Raw genomic sequence first — 17,156 nt, forward strand, 5'->3', positions numbered from 1 at the left:
AGTTAAAATGAAAAGTTATAAATTCATAAAATCCATTTCTCGATACCTCATAGTTTTTGCTGTTTTTGCAACCGCTACCTCCGCCATGGTTTTTGCTGTGCAAAATAACCAGGTGGGCGCGGACACAACAACAGGTGTCAATTCCGCTGCCACTTCTGGAACAAGCAGCACGGGAGTCTCATCCGGAAAGGATTCCTCAGACGCTAAAAAAACTATTTCCGCTACCCCTAACTACAAAGTTGTTAAGTCATCTTCCGGTACCTCCGCCAAGATGGTCTTGGTTTCGGTCACAAATGAAGAAATTACTGGAGCTGATTATACAAACTCCACCACCAGCTATGGCATTACAAAATCCAAAGACAGCGCTACATGCGAAAACATACTTTCCCTTGATGAATATTGTTACATTTTGACCTACAACCAAGAGTGGATCAAGCCTTCGGTCATTGATCCGATAAGCCCATCCTGGATATTTCTTGAAGAAATAAAGGGCCGCGCGACCACAGCAAGTGACTCATCTTCTCTCACCATTATTAACAATGCCGAAGCCAGTTTTGCTTCGACTGCGCTCCAGAAATGGGACGGAGTAGATCTCTCGCAAATATCTCAGGGCGACGGGCAGATTATCATTCGATCAGAGGCTTTTTTCGATGCACTTGACGCAGATAAATTGACCTCAACCGGGTCTTATGTCACCTATTCGGCACCACAAGACAAGAAAACCTCCAGTGGAACAACTTCGAAACAGCTCATTGTGAAACTGGCACCAGCGTATCCGGATGCAAAAGCTGAATCGCTATGGATGGACGCAATTGATTTCACTTTGGGATCTGTAATTATCCCCTGGCAAGAAACCTTTCATGTGGATTTGTCGGACAAAAAATTAGCGCTTGAGAATCATCGAAAGGCATATGCAAACTATGCTGATGTGGCATCGTCAAAAACAGATGTGAACGGAACAGCCTTGAAAATTTCCGGCCCGCAAAAAATCATTATTGGCACCGATGGCTCGGCAAAAACAGACGGCGGTTTCAGTGTCACCATTGATCCTACCAAATTTACCAAACCCGAGAGAGGATACAAAACCCAGGTGTATATTAAGCCAACTGTCAAAAATGGGGATGCTGTTTTCACTTATTTACAATCTACCGATCCGGCCGCAACGTCATTTCCCTTTACTTGGTCTGCGATTGCCACAAATCCTTATGCCACCTCTATTCTCGCCGATGGTTCAGTAAAAACATATGACGATAGTGAGATCAAAGCTAATGGAATAATGTCTTACGAAAAAAATTATCCGCAGTCATACACCGTCACCGCCATCACATACAATCAAGATGATTCGGAAAAAGAGAGAGTCGTTATGACTTTCGATACGATCGGCGATTCTTCATTTACCGAAGCACCGAAGGTTGGTTCGGGCAATATCACAAATGGGCATATCTCGATTTCTGTCCCACAAAACACATTCACTAAAGCTGACAGGCAGCCAGTTCATTACACGATTCAGCTCGCAGATACAAACAATCCTAAAAAAATGAAAAAGATTGTTGTCTGGACATGCGGAGGAACAGCATCTGCAACAATAGCAGGGGATTCAAGCAACTGCGTCGGCACAGGAAATATCGAGCAAACAATCGCTGCATTTATAATGAGCGACATTCGCCCAGCCGACAAGCCAACCTGGAAAGAACTTGCATATGATGAAAACGGAGAGGCTACTCTTCAGGGCGATTGGGATATTTCGGGTACAAATGTCGGCACATTTTCCTTGATGGCCAAGGCACATAGTGCCAATTCGGATGATTCGGGCGGTATGGCTTCATATGTTCCCGGCAGCAAAGTTGCCGTCACCGTGAGCATAACCGATTCGAAACTCAATGATGGAGGTGGTTTAGATACTAAGTTTACCGACCTCCTCAAGCTCGGGAAAAAAGCATCATCAAATGCCAGAGGGTCTTCAATTACAGACTTAACAGGGGCAGCCACCAGGGTTGTAAATATAATTTTGTCTGCCCTCAGTGCGATTTGCGTGTTGGCAATAATAATCGGCGGAATACAATACATCTCATCAGGGGGAGATCCGGCCAAAGCTGAAAAGGGCAAAAAAACTGTTATCTATGCTGTTTATGGAATCGTTTTAGCAATATTAGGATTTTTTATTGAATATGTGGTTATTGACTTAATTCACCAAATACTAAAATGATGCATAAAATTATTTCTATCGCTATGGCTGCGGATGACCTTAAGCTGCCGGAGAAATCTGGTGGCACAGAGGCTGATCTTGGCACTGTTCTTGGCTTTCTTGAAAAAATTATTTCTATTGCCATGGATATCGCCATAATCCTCGGTGTTATTATGATTTTTGTTTCCGCCTTTATATATGCAAGCTCTTTCGGCGAAGAATCCAAGGCAGAAACTGCCAAAAAGACTCTTTTGTGGGCAGTTATCGGAACAGGCGTAGCATTCTTGGCAAAGATTATTGTTGACAACCTTGATCTGCTTTTGGGTTAGCGCATCAATAATGTTATTTGACAAGCAAAAAATATGTGCTTAAAATTGTTCTTAGTGGACTTAAATAATAAGACGGAGGGCGAATGAATTTAGTAGAAAAGGCGTACGCGGTTAGCAAAAACCAGTGGACTGGTTTGCTAAACCCAACAGCCACCACTTCGGGAAACTGGCAAGATATTGTTAATAACGTTATTAACATTGTCTTGATGGTAGCTGGTGCATTAGCGGTTATTTATCTAATCTATTCTGGCATTCTCTACATTACTGCGGCAGGTAATCCGGATTCAGCCAAAAAGGGTCAGCAAGGCATTATCAATGCTGTGATCGGTATTGTGATCATCGTTGCCGCATTCTTCATCGTCAGAGCAGCAATGGGTCTTGCTGGGCAAGCTACAAAATAAGATCAATTGGTTAATCTTTCGTTACGCGCCAGACTTCTTCTGCAGTCGTAACGCCCGATAAAACTTTTGAAAGTCCGTCCTGTTCCATGGTAATCATGCCTGAAGACAGGGCGGCTTTTGTAAATTCCGAGAGTCCGGCTTTTTCGAATAATAGTTTATCGATTGACTCGTTTGGAACAAGCACTTCAATAATTACTTGCCGGCCAGAAAACCCGACATTTCTACATTTTCCACATCCTTTTCCGCGTTTTAGCTTGGGAGCGGCACTTGATAACAAATTTTGGGATGCAGGATCCAATAATTTTTGAATAGGCAACAAAGAGTCTTGAATTTCTTTCCAGACTTCAGGGCTGGGAGTATATTCCTCGGCACAAGCCGGGCATATTCTGCGCACGAGCCGCTGAGCCATAACCAAGTTTATTGATCCTGACAAGAGGAATGGTTTTACGCCAATATCAAGCAATCGGACAAAAACTCCGGGTGCAGAGTTGGCGTGAATAGTAGAGAGCAGCAAATGGCCCGTCATGGCAGCCTGTATCGCAATTTCCGCCGTTTCGGTGTCTCTTACCTCCCCTACCATTAAAATGTCAGGATCTTGGCGCAGAGAGGCTCTAAGACCCAAGGCGAAGGTATATCCCTCCTCTTTTTCAACCTGGCTCTGCTCCACACCGGGAATGTGATACTCGACAGGATCCTCAAGAGTGATTATTTTTACATTTGACTTATTGAGCTCATGTAAAATTGCATAAAGCGTAGAGGATTTACCTGAACCGGTCGGTCCAGAAGTTAGAATCATCCCATGCGGCTTCGAAATTGCTGCCTCGATTACAGATAGCGCATCGGGCCTTATGCCCAAGTTCTTTAGGCTCAAGATTGACCCAGTTTGGCGGAGCAATCGGATTACAACGCTCTCTCCGTCAGCTGAAGGTAAGGTAGACACTCTTAAATCGATTGGCTCCTCTCCAAACTTGAAAGAAAACCTGCCGTCCTGCGGTTCGATGGCATTATCCATTTTTAGTTTCGATAAAAATTTTATTCTGGATAAAAGTGACTTATACTGGGACATCGGAAGAGACACGACGTTTTGCAAAACCCCGTCAATTCTGTATCGAATAATGAATTCTTTTTCTGTCGGCTCAAGGTGGATATCTGATGCATTTGTTTTTGCTGCTCCGGTCATAATTACCTCGAGGAGATGGGTAGTTGATACGCTTCTGGCGACACTGGCAGCTGATTCTAAATCTTTAATCTCTTCCGTAAAGTTTTGCCCGGATTCTTTCGTTTCTTCGGCTTTCTTTTTTTCCTCTTTTTCTTTGTTTTCATAAGCCAGAATGCCGTAAAACAGGCTTGCTTTCGAAATTAATGATTTCACAAATTTCAATTTCGATGTTCTCTCAAGCTCGGCTAGATAAGATGCCATGGCATCATCCGAAGGGTTGGCTGTGCCAATTTTTACCGTAGACCCGATCTTTAAGTAAGGAATAATTTGAAACCTCAAGGCGATTTCCTTTGAAATCAAATTTAAAATCTCCGGCGCAATCGGATAATTTGAGAGATTTATATATGGCAAATTCAGCTTTTTTGCCAATTCTTGGGTATGTCTCTCCTCCTGCTCGCGGTTGAGGTAAAAAATTGTCTTATTAAGATCAGGCAAGTTCCCTCCGGTCAAAAACAAAAGTCAAAAATATGCAAATTTAGTTCAATTATAGAACACCCGGACAAATAATACCAATGGACAATTTCGGGCAAAGATGATAATGTTTGAGTCTGAAGACCTTACGGTGAGGTGCTAGAGTGGTTGAATAGGCCGGTCTCGAAAACCGGTATGCCCGCAAGGGTATCGTGGGTTCAAATCCCACCCTCACCGCCATCCCACGTTGCCCGATTTATCGGGCTATGCGGGATGAAGAACAGAATTTGAACGGGAAGGGGTCGGGAAACGGGAGTTTCCCGCTTCGGAAAAAACTAAAAACCGAGGGTTTTTAGAAGCTTGTCTCGAGGAACCGAGAGGCGAAGCGCTCGAAATCCCACCCTCACCGCCATTTGACGAGTTTATATCTCCAACTGAAAAAGCCGGCGCAAACTTCACGCCGACTTTTTAGTTCCTCACCTCCTATTTCACCGCGCAGATTATGTCGTAGTTGGGCTCTGCCGCAAGGTTTGGTCTCAAGACTCTCTTCACCCCTAGCCCCCGAACAAGCCCTTCCATTTCGTTTGGCGCAAGCAAATACGAAAGTGAGCGGTTCTGGAACTGCTGCCCGCGAACGATACCCTTCCCCTCTATCACCCGCGTTCGCCGAAACCAATCGTGGGTGATGTCAACCGCCATGCTGTAGCCGAGGAAGGAAAGGTTCAGGTGACCACCACCCTGATCAATCTCGTGCTGTGAGATCGTGTCGAGGTAGAGAAGTCCGCCGCTTTTTAAGGCAGCGAGCATTTCTTTTAGGCTTCTTCCGATCTCCATGCGACACCGACCAGGATCGAAGATATCGCCCTTCCCCCAGCCCCCCACGTTTGTTAAGCTGTTACCTCTGCATATCACAGCGTCGAAAGTCCTGGCCAGCTCGCGAGCCTTCCGCCAATCCAGTTTGCGAAACTCAATCGCCGGATGGCTGTGGCGAGCAGTGGCGATGTCGATCATCTCTTCGTCCGCATCGATCCCGACCCCTGTAAAGCCGCGCTCTGCTAAACCGTGCAGCACATGCCCACCGCCGCATCCACACTCGATGATTGTTCTGACGCCGAGTTCCCGCAGTAAATCCGCTAGTTCTTTGATGAACTCCGAGCCATACATCAGCTCGGACAAGATTACCCACTGCTGTGACAGAGTCACGTGCCTTCAACCTCCTTCATCATGATCACTCGCAGGCCTCCTGTTGCTGCGTCCTCCGGAATAAAATCCGGAGCTATCCAGAGAAACTTACCCCCAAGCCGGTAGTAGAAGGCCAAGAGCGGGTCGAGGCAAAGTTCGCGATCAGTAGGAAAGGGCCCTCCCGCGAGATGTCGATCTATCGCCTCCTTGAACGCGGGCCTTTGTCTAATCCCTTCTCTTGGGCTTCCATTGTAGGAGGCCGGCCTCCCGTCAGCTATTCCAAGGATGCAACCATCCGACTTAATTCGACCAAGCATAGCTTGCGCCAGTAATACTGCTGTGCGGGCATTGCGATACTTATCCTGCACGTTGAGGTTGTAGACGAAGGCACAATCATGGCTGGTCTCCATCGGCATCGTCGAGAACTCCCCAAAGTTTCTGGAAAATGCTTTGGGATCACTCGGATAAAACCGGGAGTAGGAAAAGCAGATTTTCCCAACCAGCTCCCCGTCCAGTCTGGCCCCAAGCATGATGTGTCCAAGGCGCAGCCGCTGCTCGATCAGCTCACGGCTGGCGCGCAGATAGGGCGGGAACGACAGGTTCTCGTCTTCGAGGATTTCGTCCAAATCCTCGAAAGACAACTCGACTATCATCGTGTCCATAATGTCTCGCCTCCTTTGGATTCTTCGAAACAAAAAATTATCCCTCCGTCTTGGCAGGATGTCAATAATTTGCACAGGGATTTTGTTAGTGATATCCTTTAATCGAGATTGTTTTATTAAAATGTTGTCAAAGTTTTTCACAAATAAGTTATGAACTTACAGGCAATTTTAGAGGAATTCGGGCTTTCCAAACGCCAGGCCAGCGTCTATCTGGCAAATTTGGAGTTGGGAGAGGCGAGTGTTGCTCAAATTGCCGAAAAAGCTCAAATCGAGCGTACTGGCACCTACTACGTTATAGAATCGCTGTGCGGCAAAGGCCTTATCGTCGAGATTGAGCGAGGCAAAAAAGATTTTTTTGTCGCCATCGAGCCAAAAGAGCTGCTATCAATTGCAAAAAGAAGAGAAAAGTTGATATTAGAACACCTGCAGGAATTTGAGGCCTTTTCGAATATCTCCTCGGAGAAACCTCATGTCCGCCTTTACACCGGAATCAACGGAATAAAAACGGTTTTTTTAAAAACAATTGAGAAACCAAAAATACAGATGCTGGGCTTTTCACCCTACAGAACAGCCGAGAAAACCGCCTGGTACAACGGCAAAGAGTATGTGGAATGGGGTTTGGACTATATCAGGAAACGAGCCTCCAGAAGGATTTTCGCTCGCACCATCGCTGAAGATACACCGGAATCACAAGCGCGCAAGGGGAGAGACGCTGAAGAACTGCGGGAAACACGTCTGGTTCCACACGATAAATTCCTGTTCACCAACGAAATAGCCATCCTCGACGATTGGGTCGCGGTAATTTCATACAAAGAGATGGCTGCGCTTGTAATTGAATCAAAAGAATTTACTAAAACAATGAGATCAATTTTTGAACTAGCATGGGATGGAGCGGAAAAATATTTGTAGCCCAACGGATATTTCAGTTAATAATTTTTGACTTGCAATTTTGATTTTTGAGCTATTTAAGTTGGAGCGCGTCTCCAATTTTTATATTATTTTGAGAAACTATACCCGCCTTAAGTTCCAGAACCTCATTTATATCCGAATCCGGAACATAATTCGTAAGCTTATCTTCTGGCTCAACCGGAACATTTTCAACGATGCCTTTTACAATCCAGTCCTTCATCCAGACAATATCGATTGGAAATTTCATCCCCTTCATCCAGAATGAGGGTTTGCCATAATTGTCAAAATAAAACAGCATCCCCTCATTGTCTTTTATATGATCGAATGCGGACAATCCCATTTCGCGTTCAATTTGAGTCCTTGCCTCATAAACACTAAGCTCATGCCCCGAGATCACGATATCACGTTTGTTTAATTCGGTTTCGGCAATATTTTTAGGAGTCCTGATTTTCAAAAGAACAAAAGCAACGATCGATAACATAATTACGATCCATAAAATTCCTGAGGTTTTTGTATGTGTTGGGCGAGACAAAGGTCGCTACGCTCCAAATTACAATGATAAATTACAAACAAATTGTAAATCAAAAAATCACAATGCTCAAATTGTGATTTTCCATGTCTAATTCGTGTGTTTAATCTTGTAGTTCCTACTGCTTGTTTGATTTTTTCGGTTTAATTACAATTCTTCTGTCTTGGCCGGTACCGATTGATTCTGATTCTACATCGGCAATATTGGAAACAACCATGTGCACAATCCTTCTTTCGTATGAAGACATTGGGCTTAGCTCTTCGGATATTCCCGTGGCAAGCACTTGAAATGCTTTTTCCCGTGCATGTTTTTTGGTGCCTTCAATCCTTTTGTCGCGATATCCGTCTATGTCAATAACCAGAGATTTGTTGTGCTGAGCGATTTCCTTTCCCATTATTGAGCGCAGAATATGCTGAAAAGACTCCAAGCCCTCCCCCCCTTTGCCAATTAGCAGAGCCGGCGATTCTAGGTTGAAGTTCATAAAAACTATATTGTCTTTAAATGTAACAATGGGATCAGCATCAAAGCCCATTAGGTCTAGGAGATTTTTTGAGTTGTCTTTAATTTTTAGGATCAATTCTTCCATTCTTGTCCTTCGATTTAAGTCTGCTGCAAAAGAATAATACCGCACCCACCCAATTGAATCAATGCCCGTGCCGGCTATTTCTTTTCGCGTATGGTAATCGACACGCCTTTTTTCTTGTCCTGTTTATCAAGCCGGCCCTGCATTACCTTTGTCATTAAGTCTTTTTTTGCTGGTTTTTCGGCTTTATTTTCTTTGGGTTCATCAATCTGTACAGGACTTAATTCAGCCGAATTTTCGTTTTTAGTTTTTAGTTTTTCGTTCCGGATGTTTGTATTCACGTAATACTGCTGGCCGATGCTAAAAATTGTAGTGATAATCCAGTAAATCACCAAAGCCGCGGGAACAGACCGGGCGATGAAAATGGTGATTAGGGGAAAAAGAAATATCATCTGTTTGTTCATCATTGCCATCGGATCATTCTTTTGTGTAGGAGAAGCCTTTGGAAGAGTCATCCACGAAAGTAACATCTGCGTGGCACCGGCAATAATCGGCAGAATCCACAAATCGTGCAGTGCCAGATTAAACCCTAAAAATACCGTGTGCAAGGCTTCTGGGCGCGGCGTAAAGGAGTACAAAAGGTCATACCGAGAAGTATCAAGGCCGATTTGGAATACTTGATATAGAATAATGATGATTGGAAGCTGAATTAAGAGAGGCAAACACGAGCCCCAAGGGGACGTCCCCTCTTCTTTGTAGAGCCTCATCATTTCCTCATTCATTTTTTTCGGATCATCTTTGTGTTTCGTCCTGATTTCATTCATCTTTGGCTGAACCGCTTGCAGCTTTACACTCGCTTTTGCCGCCTTAAGGGAGCTTGGCAACAGAATCAAACGGATAATGATCGTTAAAATGACAATAGACCAACCCACAGAACCGCCCGTTGCCCATGCGAAAAAGATTAGAAGATTATAAAACGGAATATAGAGCACTGCTCTAAAAATTTCTTTAATAAAACTCATTAAGTTCCTTATTGTTACATTGCTAAATGGTTAAATTGTTATTTTTCAAGTTTGTCATTTGTATATTTTATCAAGTAATTTATTGATCGCGGAAGCTTTTGTAAGTGCTCCAAAAATAAAACAATTTAACAATGCGGGCTATTTGACTTCGTCAATTCCGCCACCACTCCATGGATTACATCTTAAAACGCGCCAAAACGCAAGTGCAAGGCCCTTTCCGGCCCCGTATTTCATCACCGCTTGGCGGCCATATTCCGAACAATGCGGAGTATATTTGCAATATCCGCCTGAAAATCTTGCCGAAAACCAACCGGTGTCAGGAGACAATGTCCGCTGATATAATTCAATAATTTTTATAACAATCTTTTTCATTTAATTACATTTGCTCTTTTTAAGCCCTCTATTATCTGTAGTTTAATTTTTCCGTAATTATATGGCAGGGGAAAGTCTTGTTTAACCATAATCGCTACATCAAAGCCTTGGTTTATCTGTGGCCAAGTTTCTTGCACAATGGCTCTCAGGCGTCTTCGAAGGGCATTGCGGCGGCTTGCCCTTTTATCAATCTTGTTTGAAACAACAAATCCAAACCGGGATTTGTCCCGCCCCTTTGCAACACGAAAAACGAGGTTTTCTGTATAAATCGGTTTGGATGATTTAAAAATCTTCTGAAAATCTTTATTGGTTCGAAGTCTGTTTTGTTTTGGAAGCATGAGCCGATTTTAGCACAAATATGAGCTTAATACGAATAAACACAGAGACAGCCACCTCGATGCGAGATGGCTGCCCTGAAAGTCCCTCCAGGTTGTTGGTCGCTAGAAGCGGCCGATGTTGTACTGGGCGCAGACGCTGTCGTCCTGCCCATCCACGCAGAGCCGGTATAGCCCTGATGCGCGGCCGGACTTCCAACAGAACTGGATGGTCTGGTAGGGCTTGCACCCCGCCTGGTATTTCACATACCCCATCGCATCCAGGCCCCTCACGATCTTGACCGGCGGCGTCGTAACGTCCGCCCGCCACGGGTCGTATCCCCACACACGAAGACACGAATTCCAGGGGTTGACCTCGGCGCCGAGCCTCAGCCGCTCATTGTCCGTCCTGGCAAGCCAGAGGACATCGGCCGGCTTGTACCCTGCCATCAGCAGAGTGTAGGGCCCGTCCACCTGCTGTTCGGCGTAGAACCACGCCGAACCGCGAGCAACGGTCACGGTTGCAGCCGTGTACTCGCCTTGGACGAACACACCCGGAGACACCGACACCTCGTCCGCGAAAGCGACCGAGACGGACAAAGCCAACATTGCGATCAGAACAGCGGTAATAGCGCGCATGTTTGCGCCTCCTGTACCCGAAATTGTACGCCTGATACCGACAATTCAATATATACTATTTCTCATCAATTGTCAATCTTCTCGAGCACAAAAAAAGAACCCGTGGGGCTCCCAAATACATGATTAAATGGTTATATTATTATTCTCAACAATTTAGCAATACAGCAATTTAGCAATTTATTAGGCTGAAAGTTTCGCTCTGCCTTTCGCTCGGCGGTTTGCAAGAACATTTCTGCCGGCACGAGAAGCCATGCGCGAGAAAAACCCGTGTTTCTTTGCCCTTCTTCTTTTGTTTGGTTGGTATGTGCCTTTTTTCATAAGATCATTCTTCAAAAATAAAAACACCGAAATCGTGTTTGACTTAAGTAAAGTACCATAATTAATAGTTAAAGTCAACGATTTAGAGATAGTGGCTTTGCCCAGTGAAGAGCCCGAAACTGAACGAAGTGAATTTTGGAGTGTCTTCACGGACAAAGCAATACAATATATGCGTGCAGGAGTAAGGGTCTTAGGGGGCTAGAGGGCTGCCCCGCAATTAAGCCCTCTGCCCCCTAATATAATGGCTATTTTATTTGTAGGTTTCTCGGCAAGCTCGAAATGACAAGTGTATTTGAGATTGTCTGCCGTACTACGTCAGACAAGGCATTAATCCCGAGCTTGTCGAGGGATTGACTCATTCGACTGTGCTCAGAGTCAATCCAAAAACTTTGAGTAATTTATCACCATTATAGCCACAGCAATTTATCCCGAGCTTGTCGAGGGATTGACACACCCTGTGGATAACTTGATATAGTTTTTACATAAGATTAATTGCCTTAAGGAACTGAATGGACCTGGTCGAAATTTGGCGAAATTCATTAGGTGAACTCGAAGTGTCCATATCACGGGCCAATTTCACGACGTGGTTTAAAAATACTTTTATTCTCGACTTCAAAAAGGGCATTTTAACAATCGGGGTGCCAACTTTTTTTGTTGAGGATTGGCTCAAGAAAAAATATTTGTCCGAAATTGAAAAGGCACTAGCTCACCAGATCAGCGAGGAAATAAAACAAATAAAGTTTAAGGTTGCCACCCCTTCCACAGAGCAAGTAGTCAGGTTTGAAAAAGACAAAGTTGTCCACACCCCTGTGGATAACAAGGAGGCTATTAAACCGACTCACATCGTTCAGACTTTAACAGAAAATTCGACACTAAATGACTATTATAGATTCGACAATTTTGTTGTAGGCTCATCCAACCAATTGGCATACGCTGCTGCCGACGCGGTTTCAAAAACCCCTGGAATTGTTTACAATCCTTTATTCATTTATGGCGATTCAGGTCTCGGCAAAACTCACCTAATGCAAGCCATCGGGCATCACGTCCTTTCAAAAAATCCAAACAAACGCATCCTTTATGTTAGTTCGGAAACTTTTGTTAATGATTATATTTCGGCTGTTGAGTCTGGTTCTGGAAAAGCAAAAGATTTCAAAAACCGTTATCGCAACGTCGATGTCCTTTTAATTGACGATATTCAATTTTTATCAGGCAAAGAGGGGACACAAGAAGAATTTTTTCACACCTTTAATCATTTACACCAAAACAAGAAACAAGTTGTCCTTACCGCTGACCGCACCCCGAAAGCAATTAAAGGGCTTGAGAGGCGCTTACAAACGCGTTTTGAGGGTGGAATGGTAGCTGACATCGGATTACCGGATTTAGAAACAAGAGCGGCAATTCTGCGACAGAAAGCCAAAGTTCAAAACTTTGAAGTGCCGGATGATGTCATCAACCATATTGCAGAAAATATTAAATCATCGGTCCGCGAGCTCGAAGGAGCATTGACTAAAATTTTTGCATTTTGCAATCTAAAACAATGCGAACCAAATATGTCGGTGGCTTCAGAAATATTAGGTAATATTATTGAAGACAGAAGAACCACTATTACTCCAGATCTAATCATCCGAGAAATATGCAAATATTTTCATGTCCCTGTTGAGGATTTACTTGGCAGAAAAAGAAATAAAGAGATTGTGCGGCCAAGGCAGGTTGCAATGTATCTTTTGCGCCACGAGGCATCACTTTCTTTTCCGGAAATTGGGCGGGAAATGGGAGGAAAAGACCACACTACTATTATGCATGGATGCACGAAGGTAGAGAGTGAAATATCACAAGACTTAAGGTTAAAAGATGAAATATCAAATATTAAAAACAAAGTTCATCTGGTAGTTTCTTAATTTTCCACATCGGTTTGGAAATAAAAACAGATATTTATTGTAATAACATTAATAATAAGGCCTGTGGATAGTGTGGAAATCTTTAAAAAATGTTTATCACTTTAACAATTTCAATAAATATCCTGTGAATTAATTAGTGCACAAGCTGTGTCTTTCCTGTGAAAAAAGCTTTGTAAGTTGTTTATAACTTTTTCAATAAATTTTATCTTTGGAATAATTCACATAAATATCCACAATTTTCCACAAGAAAAATCTCAGTTATCCACATATCACAAACAAGAAATAAGAAATAAGAAATGTGGTACTACAAAATTAGCCATTAACCAAAACCAAAATTATCCACCACCCTGTGGAAAACATCAAAAGTAAATATCAAGCAAAAACCAATACATTATCTAATTAACCAGCCAATCAATTAACTAAGAATAGAGGAAAAATGAAAGCGACAATATTACAATCGAATTTTTCAAAAGCAATTAATGTGGTTTCTCGTGTGGTTGGAACCCGCACAACGTTGCCAGTTTTAAACAATATTCTGCTTTCGATAGATAAAGGAAAAATCAAACTATCGGCAACCGATTTGGAGGTTGCTATCACAACCCAGGTTATCGGAAAAATTGATGATTCGGGAAAGGTTACAATTCCAGCGAGACTCTTGTCCGATTTTGTCCACAATAACAGCGATGAGCAGATTTCTATTGAAACAAAAGATCTTTCCGTAAATTTGAGATCAGACAGATTTGAGGCAACAATCCAAGGTATTGATGCCGATGAATTCCCTACAATCCCCGATATGGACAAAGATGCTTTCTGTGAACTTGCCGGGAAAGACTTAATTGATGTACTTAAAAAGGTCACTATATCCGCTGCAAATGATGAAACACGGCCGGTGCTAGCTGGTGTTTATATGAAATTTGAGGGAAAATCAGCAATTTTTGCTGCCACGGATTCATACAGACTGTCAGAAAAAAAGATTGCCCTTTCCAAGGAAGTAGAAAAAAAAGAAATCATTGTGCCGGCCCGAACCATGAATGAGCTACTTCGAATTCTTTCCGGTGAAATGGTGGAGAAAGTTAAATTAATCGCAGAAGAAAACCAAATTTCATTTGTGGTTGCCGATACCCAGATCGTGTCGAGACTGATTGAGGGCAATTTCCCAAATTACGAACAGATTATTCCGAAGAGCTCGAAAATTAATGTTAAAGCCCCGACAAGCGAAACTCTTTCTGCTATTAAAATGTCGGCTCTTTTTGCCAAAGACATGGCAAACAACATCAAAATCATATGCAACAAAGATGGTATGACCGTAAAATCGGCAACAACCGGCGCCGGATCGACAACATCACATGTGAAGGCAAATGTTTCCGGAGGTGAAATCGAGGTATCATTCAACGCCAGGTATCTTTTGGATGTGATAAATATTCTTCCCGATGAAGACATTGTCCTAAGCTTTAATGATGAGGCGTCAGCCGGGGTTATTAAATCGGAAAAAGACAAAGAATTTGTCTATCTCGTCATGCCACTAAGGACAGAACAATAATAGGAAATTTCATCCACAGAAACTTCACGCAGAAAAGCACAGAAAAACATTCCCGGTAGCCTGTTTCTCCGGAGAGATTGGGGTTAAAGGTTCCGTGTGATTCTGTGTAATAATTCTGTGAGGTAAATACATTGCAATGATATCTCGCTTGAAACTTGAAAACTATCGAAACTACGGCAAATTTGAGCTTGTCCTCGATAAATCCACTGTTCTTGTCGGCTTGAATGGCGTGGGGAAGACCAACATCCTCGAGGCTGTTGGTCTTTTATCATTTGGCAGGTCGTTTCGCGAAGAAGACAAGAAAAACTTAGTCAAATTCGATGCAGATTACGCTCGCATTACAGGTGACGAACTTACGCTGTATTTGCAGAAAAATCCACGACTTTTAGCCGCGGCCAAGGAGCGCGGAGTCAAAAAAAAGATGTCCGAATTTATCGGCACACTCTTAACAGTCGTGTTTTCGCCCGAAACTATAGAGATAATTACCGGCTCGCCGGCCGAGAGGCGCCGCTTTCTTGATGTCATGATCTCTCAGGTTGAGCGGGAATATCTTCTGGCGCTTTCCGTCTACAACAAAGTCCGTAAACAGCGGAACCACTTATTGCAGCGGATCGGGGCGGGTGAGGCGTCCGAAACCGAGCTAAAATTCTGGGACGGAGAGCTTGTCAAGAGCGCCGAAATTATCAACGCGAGTAGGCGGGAGGCGGTAGTGTTTATCAATAAAATTTTGCCCGATTTTTACGCCAATATTTCCGGAGAGAAAGGGGAGCAGCCTAAGGTTGTTTATCACTGCAAATCGGGTGACGATTTGGCTGCGAAACTCGCTGAAAATTGGCGCCGCGAGGTGGCGTATGGAGCGACAATTTACGGCCCACACAGGGATGATCTCGAGTTCTATCTAGACACGCGCAATATGGCAAATTTTGCCTCGAGAGGCGAGATAAGATCGGCGATTCTGGCGCTCAAAGTCGCCGAACTCGAATTTTTAGAAAAGCATGTGAACGATCGGGCTGATCGGGAAGAGAAATATGCCTCCCCGATCCTCCTCCTAGACGATATTTTTTCCGAATTTGACCCGATTCGCCGCGAGCATTTAGGAGCCCTTATTTTGAAGTATCAATCGCTGATAACAACGACAGAAAAAGCGCACCTATCAGCCGAGCTTCTAAAAAATTCTAAAATAATTGAGTTAAAATAATATTATGGACAAGATTGAGAAGTTATTGATGGGTGCTCTCAACAAGAAGGGGCTTGCTGGAGCGGCTACAAGCTCGCATGCCTGTTTTTTGGCCGAAAAATGGGGAAAGGGGCGGCTCAAAGCCATATCCTGCTCTCGGGGGATTCTGAAGGTCTCTGTGAGCTCATCCGCTGCTGCCCAGGAACTCTCTATGGACGAAGAAGAATTGCTCTCTCATATCAATGTTAAGATGGGTCGAGAATGCGTTAAGCGTTTACGTATAATCAACTCTGATTAAACGCGAAAGAGCCGCGTTGATCTTGAAGCCCCGCGATTTCCAATCGCGAGGCGTATTCAGCCAAAAAAGATTGGCTGATTTTTGGTACCGCAGGGCGAGTGGGAGAGTGATTTAAGGATATCAAAATTCTAATTGTAAATGTCAAATAATTATCCACAGAACCTTGACTTTGGGGCAGTATTGTGGTATATTGGAGCGTTCGATAATAATCCTTAGGGCGCACAGCTGCGATTAGCGCAGGCGTCCAAGGTACTGATTGTCAGGAGGTGGCAGACATGCGTCTGTCCACGATAATTGGGTTAGCTATGATGTTGGTGTCGGGGGCGTTCGCGGGAGAGATCGCAGTCTGCCCGCAGCCTACCCCTCAGAGACTGGCGATCGCGCCGGTCTCTGCCTCGTCCCTTGGCCAGTTCGAGTGGTGGGTGGACGAAGAGGAGGCGGCCGGCCTGGTCGAGGAGCGAGCCTATGAGGTCGCTCCCTGCATTCTGGCCGCCTACAACATGGAGCTGGTAGAGCGGAAGATGCTCGGGATCGCAGAGGCCGAGCAGGCCTTGGCAGAGGATCCGTACATGGACCCCACTACCTTCGAGCAGCCTGGCCAGGGCGTCGGCGCCAACTGGCTCCTGGTGGTTACGGTCACCAGGATGAGCGTGGAGGATAAGTCCGTGGACGTTGAGATCCGCGGCAACTCCTATCACGCTGAGAAGTCCATGATAACGGTCTGGCTGCAGGCGCGGATCGTCAATGTGGGGACGAAAGTCGTGTCACCCGCGCTATCGATTCGCAAGAACTGCACGATCACGACTGACCAGCAGCTCAGCCTGCAGAGCGGCGAGTGGGATCTGGGCGGTGATCAGCGGACGGACATCGTGACCGATGCCGTCTATAAGATCACCGACTCTGGTCTTGCCGAGCTCTTGGGGCAGCTGCTGCCCAAGCTTGGCATCAGGACTGGGGCGCAAGCCGGATTCCGGTACGACCCGCAGACGGGCGAACGCATTTCGGTGATTGAGCAGACATACATCTGCCCGAACCCGAGATGCAACCGGATCTCGCCGAAAGGAGCGAACTTTTGCCCCTACTGCGGCGCCAGGTTGGACCGGCCCTGCGAACCCGCACCGGCAATCGAAAGGGCGCGGCCCTGTGAGCCGCCACCAGCCGCTAACCGCGACAAGGTGAACCACGCCGGCGGATAGCCGGCACCAAGGAGGAGAAGTACCAAAGGAGC

General features: G+C 44.7%; 19 protein-coding genes and 1 tRNA gene. 10 read left to right on the forward strand and 10 right to left on the reverse strand.

Annotated elements, in window-relative coordinates:
• Positions 1–7 precede the first annotated feature (7 nt).
• From WC080_03150 to WC080_03160, 3 genes are all read left to right on the forward strand, one after another.
• On the forward strand, positions 8–2,206 hold the full coding sequence (locus WC080_03150) for a pilin (GenBank protein ID MFA7244254.1): 2,199 nt from the start codon (positions 8–10) through the stop codon (positions 2,204–2,206).
• Positions 2,203–2,514 (forward strand): hypothetical protein, encoded by a 312-nt coding sequence (locus WC080_03155; protein MFA7244255.1) that lies wholly within the window; start codon positions 2,203–2,205, stop codon positions 2,512–2,514. Before WC080_03150 ends, WC080_03155 begins: the two co-directional genes overlap by 4 nt.
• 83 nt (positions 2,515–2,597) lie before the next feature.
• Positions 2,598–2,915 carry a pilin gene (locus tag WC080_03160; protein ID MFA7244256.1) on the forward strand — a complete coding sequence of 106 codons (318 nt, stop codon included), beginning with the start codon at positions 2,598–2,600 and terminating at the stop codon, positions 2,913–2,915.
• Positions 2,916–2,925: 10 nt separating this feature from the next.
• Here the strand turns inward: WC080_03160 and WC080_03165 are convergent, their stop codons facing one another.
• Entirely contained in the window at positions 2,926–4,569 is a 1,644-nt protein-coding gene (locus tag WC080_03165) for a GspE/PulE family protein (protein ID MFA7244257.1), read from the reverse strand.
• Between the two features lie 126 nt (positions 4,570–4,695).
• Between WC080_03165 and WC080_03170 the strand changes: the two genes are divergently transcribed.
• A tRNA-Ser gene (locus WC080_03170) sits at positions 4,696–4,785 on the forward strand.
• A 243-nt stretch (positions 4,786–5,028) separates the two neighbouring features.
• Here WC080_03170 and WC080_03175 read toward each other — a convergent pair.
• Entirely contained in the window at positions 5,029–5,748 is a 720-nt protein-coding gene (locus WC080_03175) for a class I SAM-dependent methyltransferase (protein MFA7244258.1), read from the reverse strand.
• Positions 5,745–6,389 carry a hypothetical protein gene (locus tag WC080_03180; GenBank protein MFA7244259.1) on the reverse strand — a complete coding sequence of 215 codons (645 nt, stop codon included), beginning with the start codon at positions 6,387–6,389 and terminating at the stop codon, positions 5,745–5,747. The genes WC080_03175 and WC080_03180 overlap by 4 nt, the downstream gene beginning before the upstream one ends.
• A 150-nt stretch (positions 6,390–6,539) precedes the next feature.
• On the opposite strand from WC080_03180, the gene WC080_03185 reads away from it, so the two are divergent.
• Entirely contained in the window at positions 6,540–7,298 is a 759-nt protein-coding gene (locus WC080_03185; protein MFA7244260.1) for a helix-turn-helix domain-containing protein, read from the forward strand.
• A gap of 52 nt (positions 7,299–7,350) precedes the next feature.
• Here the strand turns inward: WC080_03185 and WC080_03190 are convergent, their stop codons facing one another.
• The 7 genes from WC080_03190 to rpmH form a co-directional block, all read right to left on the reverse strand.
• Entirely contained in the window at positions 7,351–7,779 is a 429-nt protein-coding gene (locus WC080_03190; GenBank protein ID MFA7244261.1) for a DUF192 domain-containing protein, read from the reverse strand.
• A gap of 166 nt (positions 7,780–7,945) precedes the next feature.
• Positions 7,946–8,413, reverse strand: a complete 468-nt coding sequence (locus tag WC080_03195) for a R3H domain-containing nucleic acid-binding protein (GenBank protein ID MFA7244262.1) — start codon at positions 8,411–8,413, stop codon at positions 7,946–7,948.
• Between the two features lie 74 nt (positions 8,414–8,487).
• Positions 8,488–9,372, reverse strand: a complete 885-nt coding sequence (locus WC080_03200) for a YidC/Oxa1 family membrane protein insertase (protein MFA7244263.1) — start codon at positions 9,370–9,372, stop codon at positions 8,488–8,490.
• 138 nt (positions 9,373–9,510) lie between these two features.
• Positions 9,511–9,744 (reverse strand): membrane protein insertion efficiency factor YidD, encoded by a 234-nt coding sequence (gene yidD, locus WC080_03205; GenBank protein MFA7244264.1) that lies wholly within the window; start codon positions 9,742–9,744, stop codon positions 9,511–9,513.
• Positions 9,741–10,082, reverse strand: coding sequence for a ribonuclease P protein component (gene rnpA, locus WC080_03210; GenBank protein MFA7244265.1), 342 nt, complete (start codon positions 10,080–10,082; stop codon positions 9,741–9,743). The genes yidD and rnpA overlap by 4 nt, the downstream gene beginning before the upstream one ends.
• A gap of 102 nt (positions 10,083–10,184) precedes the next feature.
• Positions 10,185–10,697 (reverse strand): hypothetical protein, encoded by a 513-nt coding sequence (locus tag WC080_03215; GenBank protein MFA7244266.1) that lies wholly within the window; start codon positions 10,695–10,697, stop codon positions 10,185–10,187.
• Positions 10,698–10,877: 180 nt separating this feature from the next.
• The gene (gene rpmH / locus WC080_03220) at positions 10,878–11,015 is read right to left on the reverse strand and encodes a 50S ribosomal protein L34 (protein MFA7244267.1); all 138 of its coding nucleotides are present in this window, start codon (positions 11,013–11,015) and stop codon (positions 10,878–10,880) included.
• A 509-nt stretch (positions 11,016–11,524) separates the two neighbouring features.
• Between rpmH and dnaA the strand changes: the two genes are divergently transcribed.
• From dnaA to WC080_03245, 5 genes are all read left to right on the forward strand, one after another.
• Entirely contained in the window at positions 11,525–12,913 is a 1,389-nt protein-coding gene (gene dnaA, locus WC080_03225) for a chromosomal replication initiator protein DnaA (protein MFA7244268.1), read from the forward strand.
• 436 nt (positions 12,914–13,349) lie between these two features.
• A complete protein-coding gene (gene dnaN / locus WC080_03230; protein MFA7244269.1) occupies positions 13,350–14,453 on the forward strand; it encodes a DNA polymerase III subunit beta in 1,104 nt (367 codons plus the stop codon).
• A 136-nt stretch (positions 14,454–14,589) separates the two neighbouring features.
• Positions 14,590–15,651, forward strand: coding sequence for a DNA replication and repair protein RecF (gene recF / locus WC080_03235; GenBank protein MFA7244270.1), 1,062 nt, complete (start codon positions 14,590–14,592; stop codon positions 15,649–15,651).
• A gap of 4 nt (positions 15,652–15,655) precedes the next feature.
• A complete protein-coding gene (locus WC080_03240) occupies positions 15,656–15,928 on the forward strand; it encodes a DciA family protein (GenBank protein MFA7244271.1) in 273 nt (90 codons plus the stop codon).
• Positions 15,929–16,233: 305 nt separating this feature from the next.
• Positions 16,234–17,124, forward strand: a complete 891-nt coding sequence (locus tag WC080_03245) for a zinc ribbon domain-containing protein (protein MFA7244272.1) — start codon at positions 16,234–16,236, stop codon at positions 17,122–17,124.
• Positions 17,125–17,156 lie beyond the last annotated feature (32 nt).

Source organism: Patescibacteria group bacterium (genome assembly GCA_041674405.1).
Lineage (GTDB): Bacteria > Patescibacteriota > UBA1384 > XYA2-FULL-43-10 > XYA2-FULL-43-10 > JBAYVT01.

Coding starts and splice junctions, on each gene's coding strand:
- WC080_03150 (MFA7244254.1), top strand. CDS start 8: ATGAAAAGTTATAAATTCATAAAATCCATTTCTCGATACCTCATAGTT.
- WC080_03155 (MFA7244255.1), top strand. CDS start 2,203: ATGATGCATAAAATTATTTCTATCGCTATGGCTGCGGATGACCTTAAG.
- WC080_03160 (MFA7244256.1), top strand. CDS start 2,598: ATGAATTTAGTAGAAAAGGCGTACGCGGTTAGCAAAAACCAGTGGACT.
- WC080_03180 (MFA7244259.1), bottom strand. CDS start 6,389: ATGGACACGATGATAGTCGAGTTGTCTTTCGAGGATTTGGACGAAATC.
- WC080_03185 (MFA7244260.1), top strand. CDS start 6,540: ATGAACTTACAGGCAATTTTAGAGGAATTCGGGCTTTCCAAACGCCAG.
- WC080_03190 (MFA7244261.1), bottom strand. CDS start 7,779: ATGTTATCGATCGTTGCTTTTGTTCTTTTGAAAATCAGGACTCCTAAA.
- WC080_03195 (MFA7244262.1), bottom strand. CDS start 8,413: ATGGAAGAATTGATCCTAAAAATTAAAGACAACTCAAAAAATCTCCTA.
- WC080_03200 (MFA7244263.1), bottom strand. CDS start 9,372: ATGAGTTTTATTAAAGAAATTTTTAGAGCAGTGCTCTATATTCCGTTT.
- yidD (MFA7244264.1), bottom strand. CDS start 9,744: ATGAAAAAGATTGTTATAAAAATTATTGAATTATATCAGCGGACATTG.
- rnpA (MFA7244265.1), bottom strand. CDS start 10,082: ATGCTTCCAAAACAAAACAGACTTCGAACCAATAAAGATTTTCAGAAG.
- WC080_03215 (MFA7244266.1), bottom strand. CDS start 10,697: ATGCGCGCTATTACCGCTGTTCTGATCGCAATGTTGGCTTTGTCCGTC.
- rpmH (MFA7244267.1), bottom strand. CDS start 11,015: ATGAAAAAAGGCACATACCAACCAAACAAAAGAAGAAGGGCAAAGAAA.
- dnaA (MFA7244268.1), top strand. CDS start 11,525: ATGGACCTGGTCGAAATTTGGCGAAATTCATTAGGTGAACTCGAAGTG.
- dnaN (MFA7244269.1), top strand. CDS start 13,350: ATGAAAGCGACAATATTACAATCGAATTTTTCAAAAGCAATTAATGTG.
- recF (MFA7244270.1), top strand. CDS start 14,590: ATGATATCTCGCTTGAAACTTGAAAACTATCGAAACTACGGCAAATTT.
- WC080_03240 (MFA7244271.1), top strand. CDS start 15,656: ATGGACAAGATTGAGAAGTTATTGATGGGTGCTCTCAACAAGAAGGGG.
- WC080_03245 (MFA7244272.1), top strand. CDS start 16,234: ATGATGTTGGTGTCGGGGGCGTTCGCGGGAGAGATCGCAGTCTGCCCG.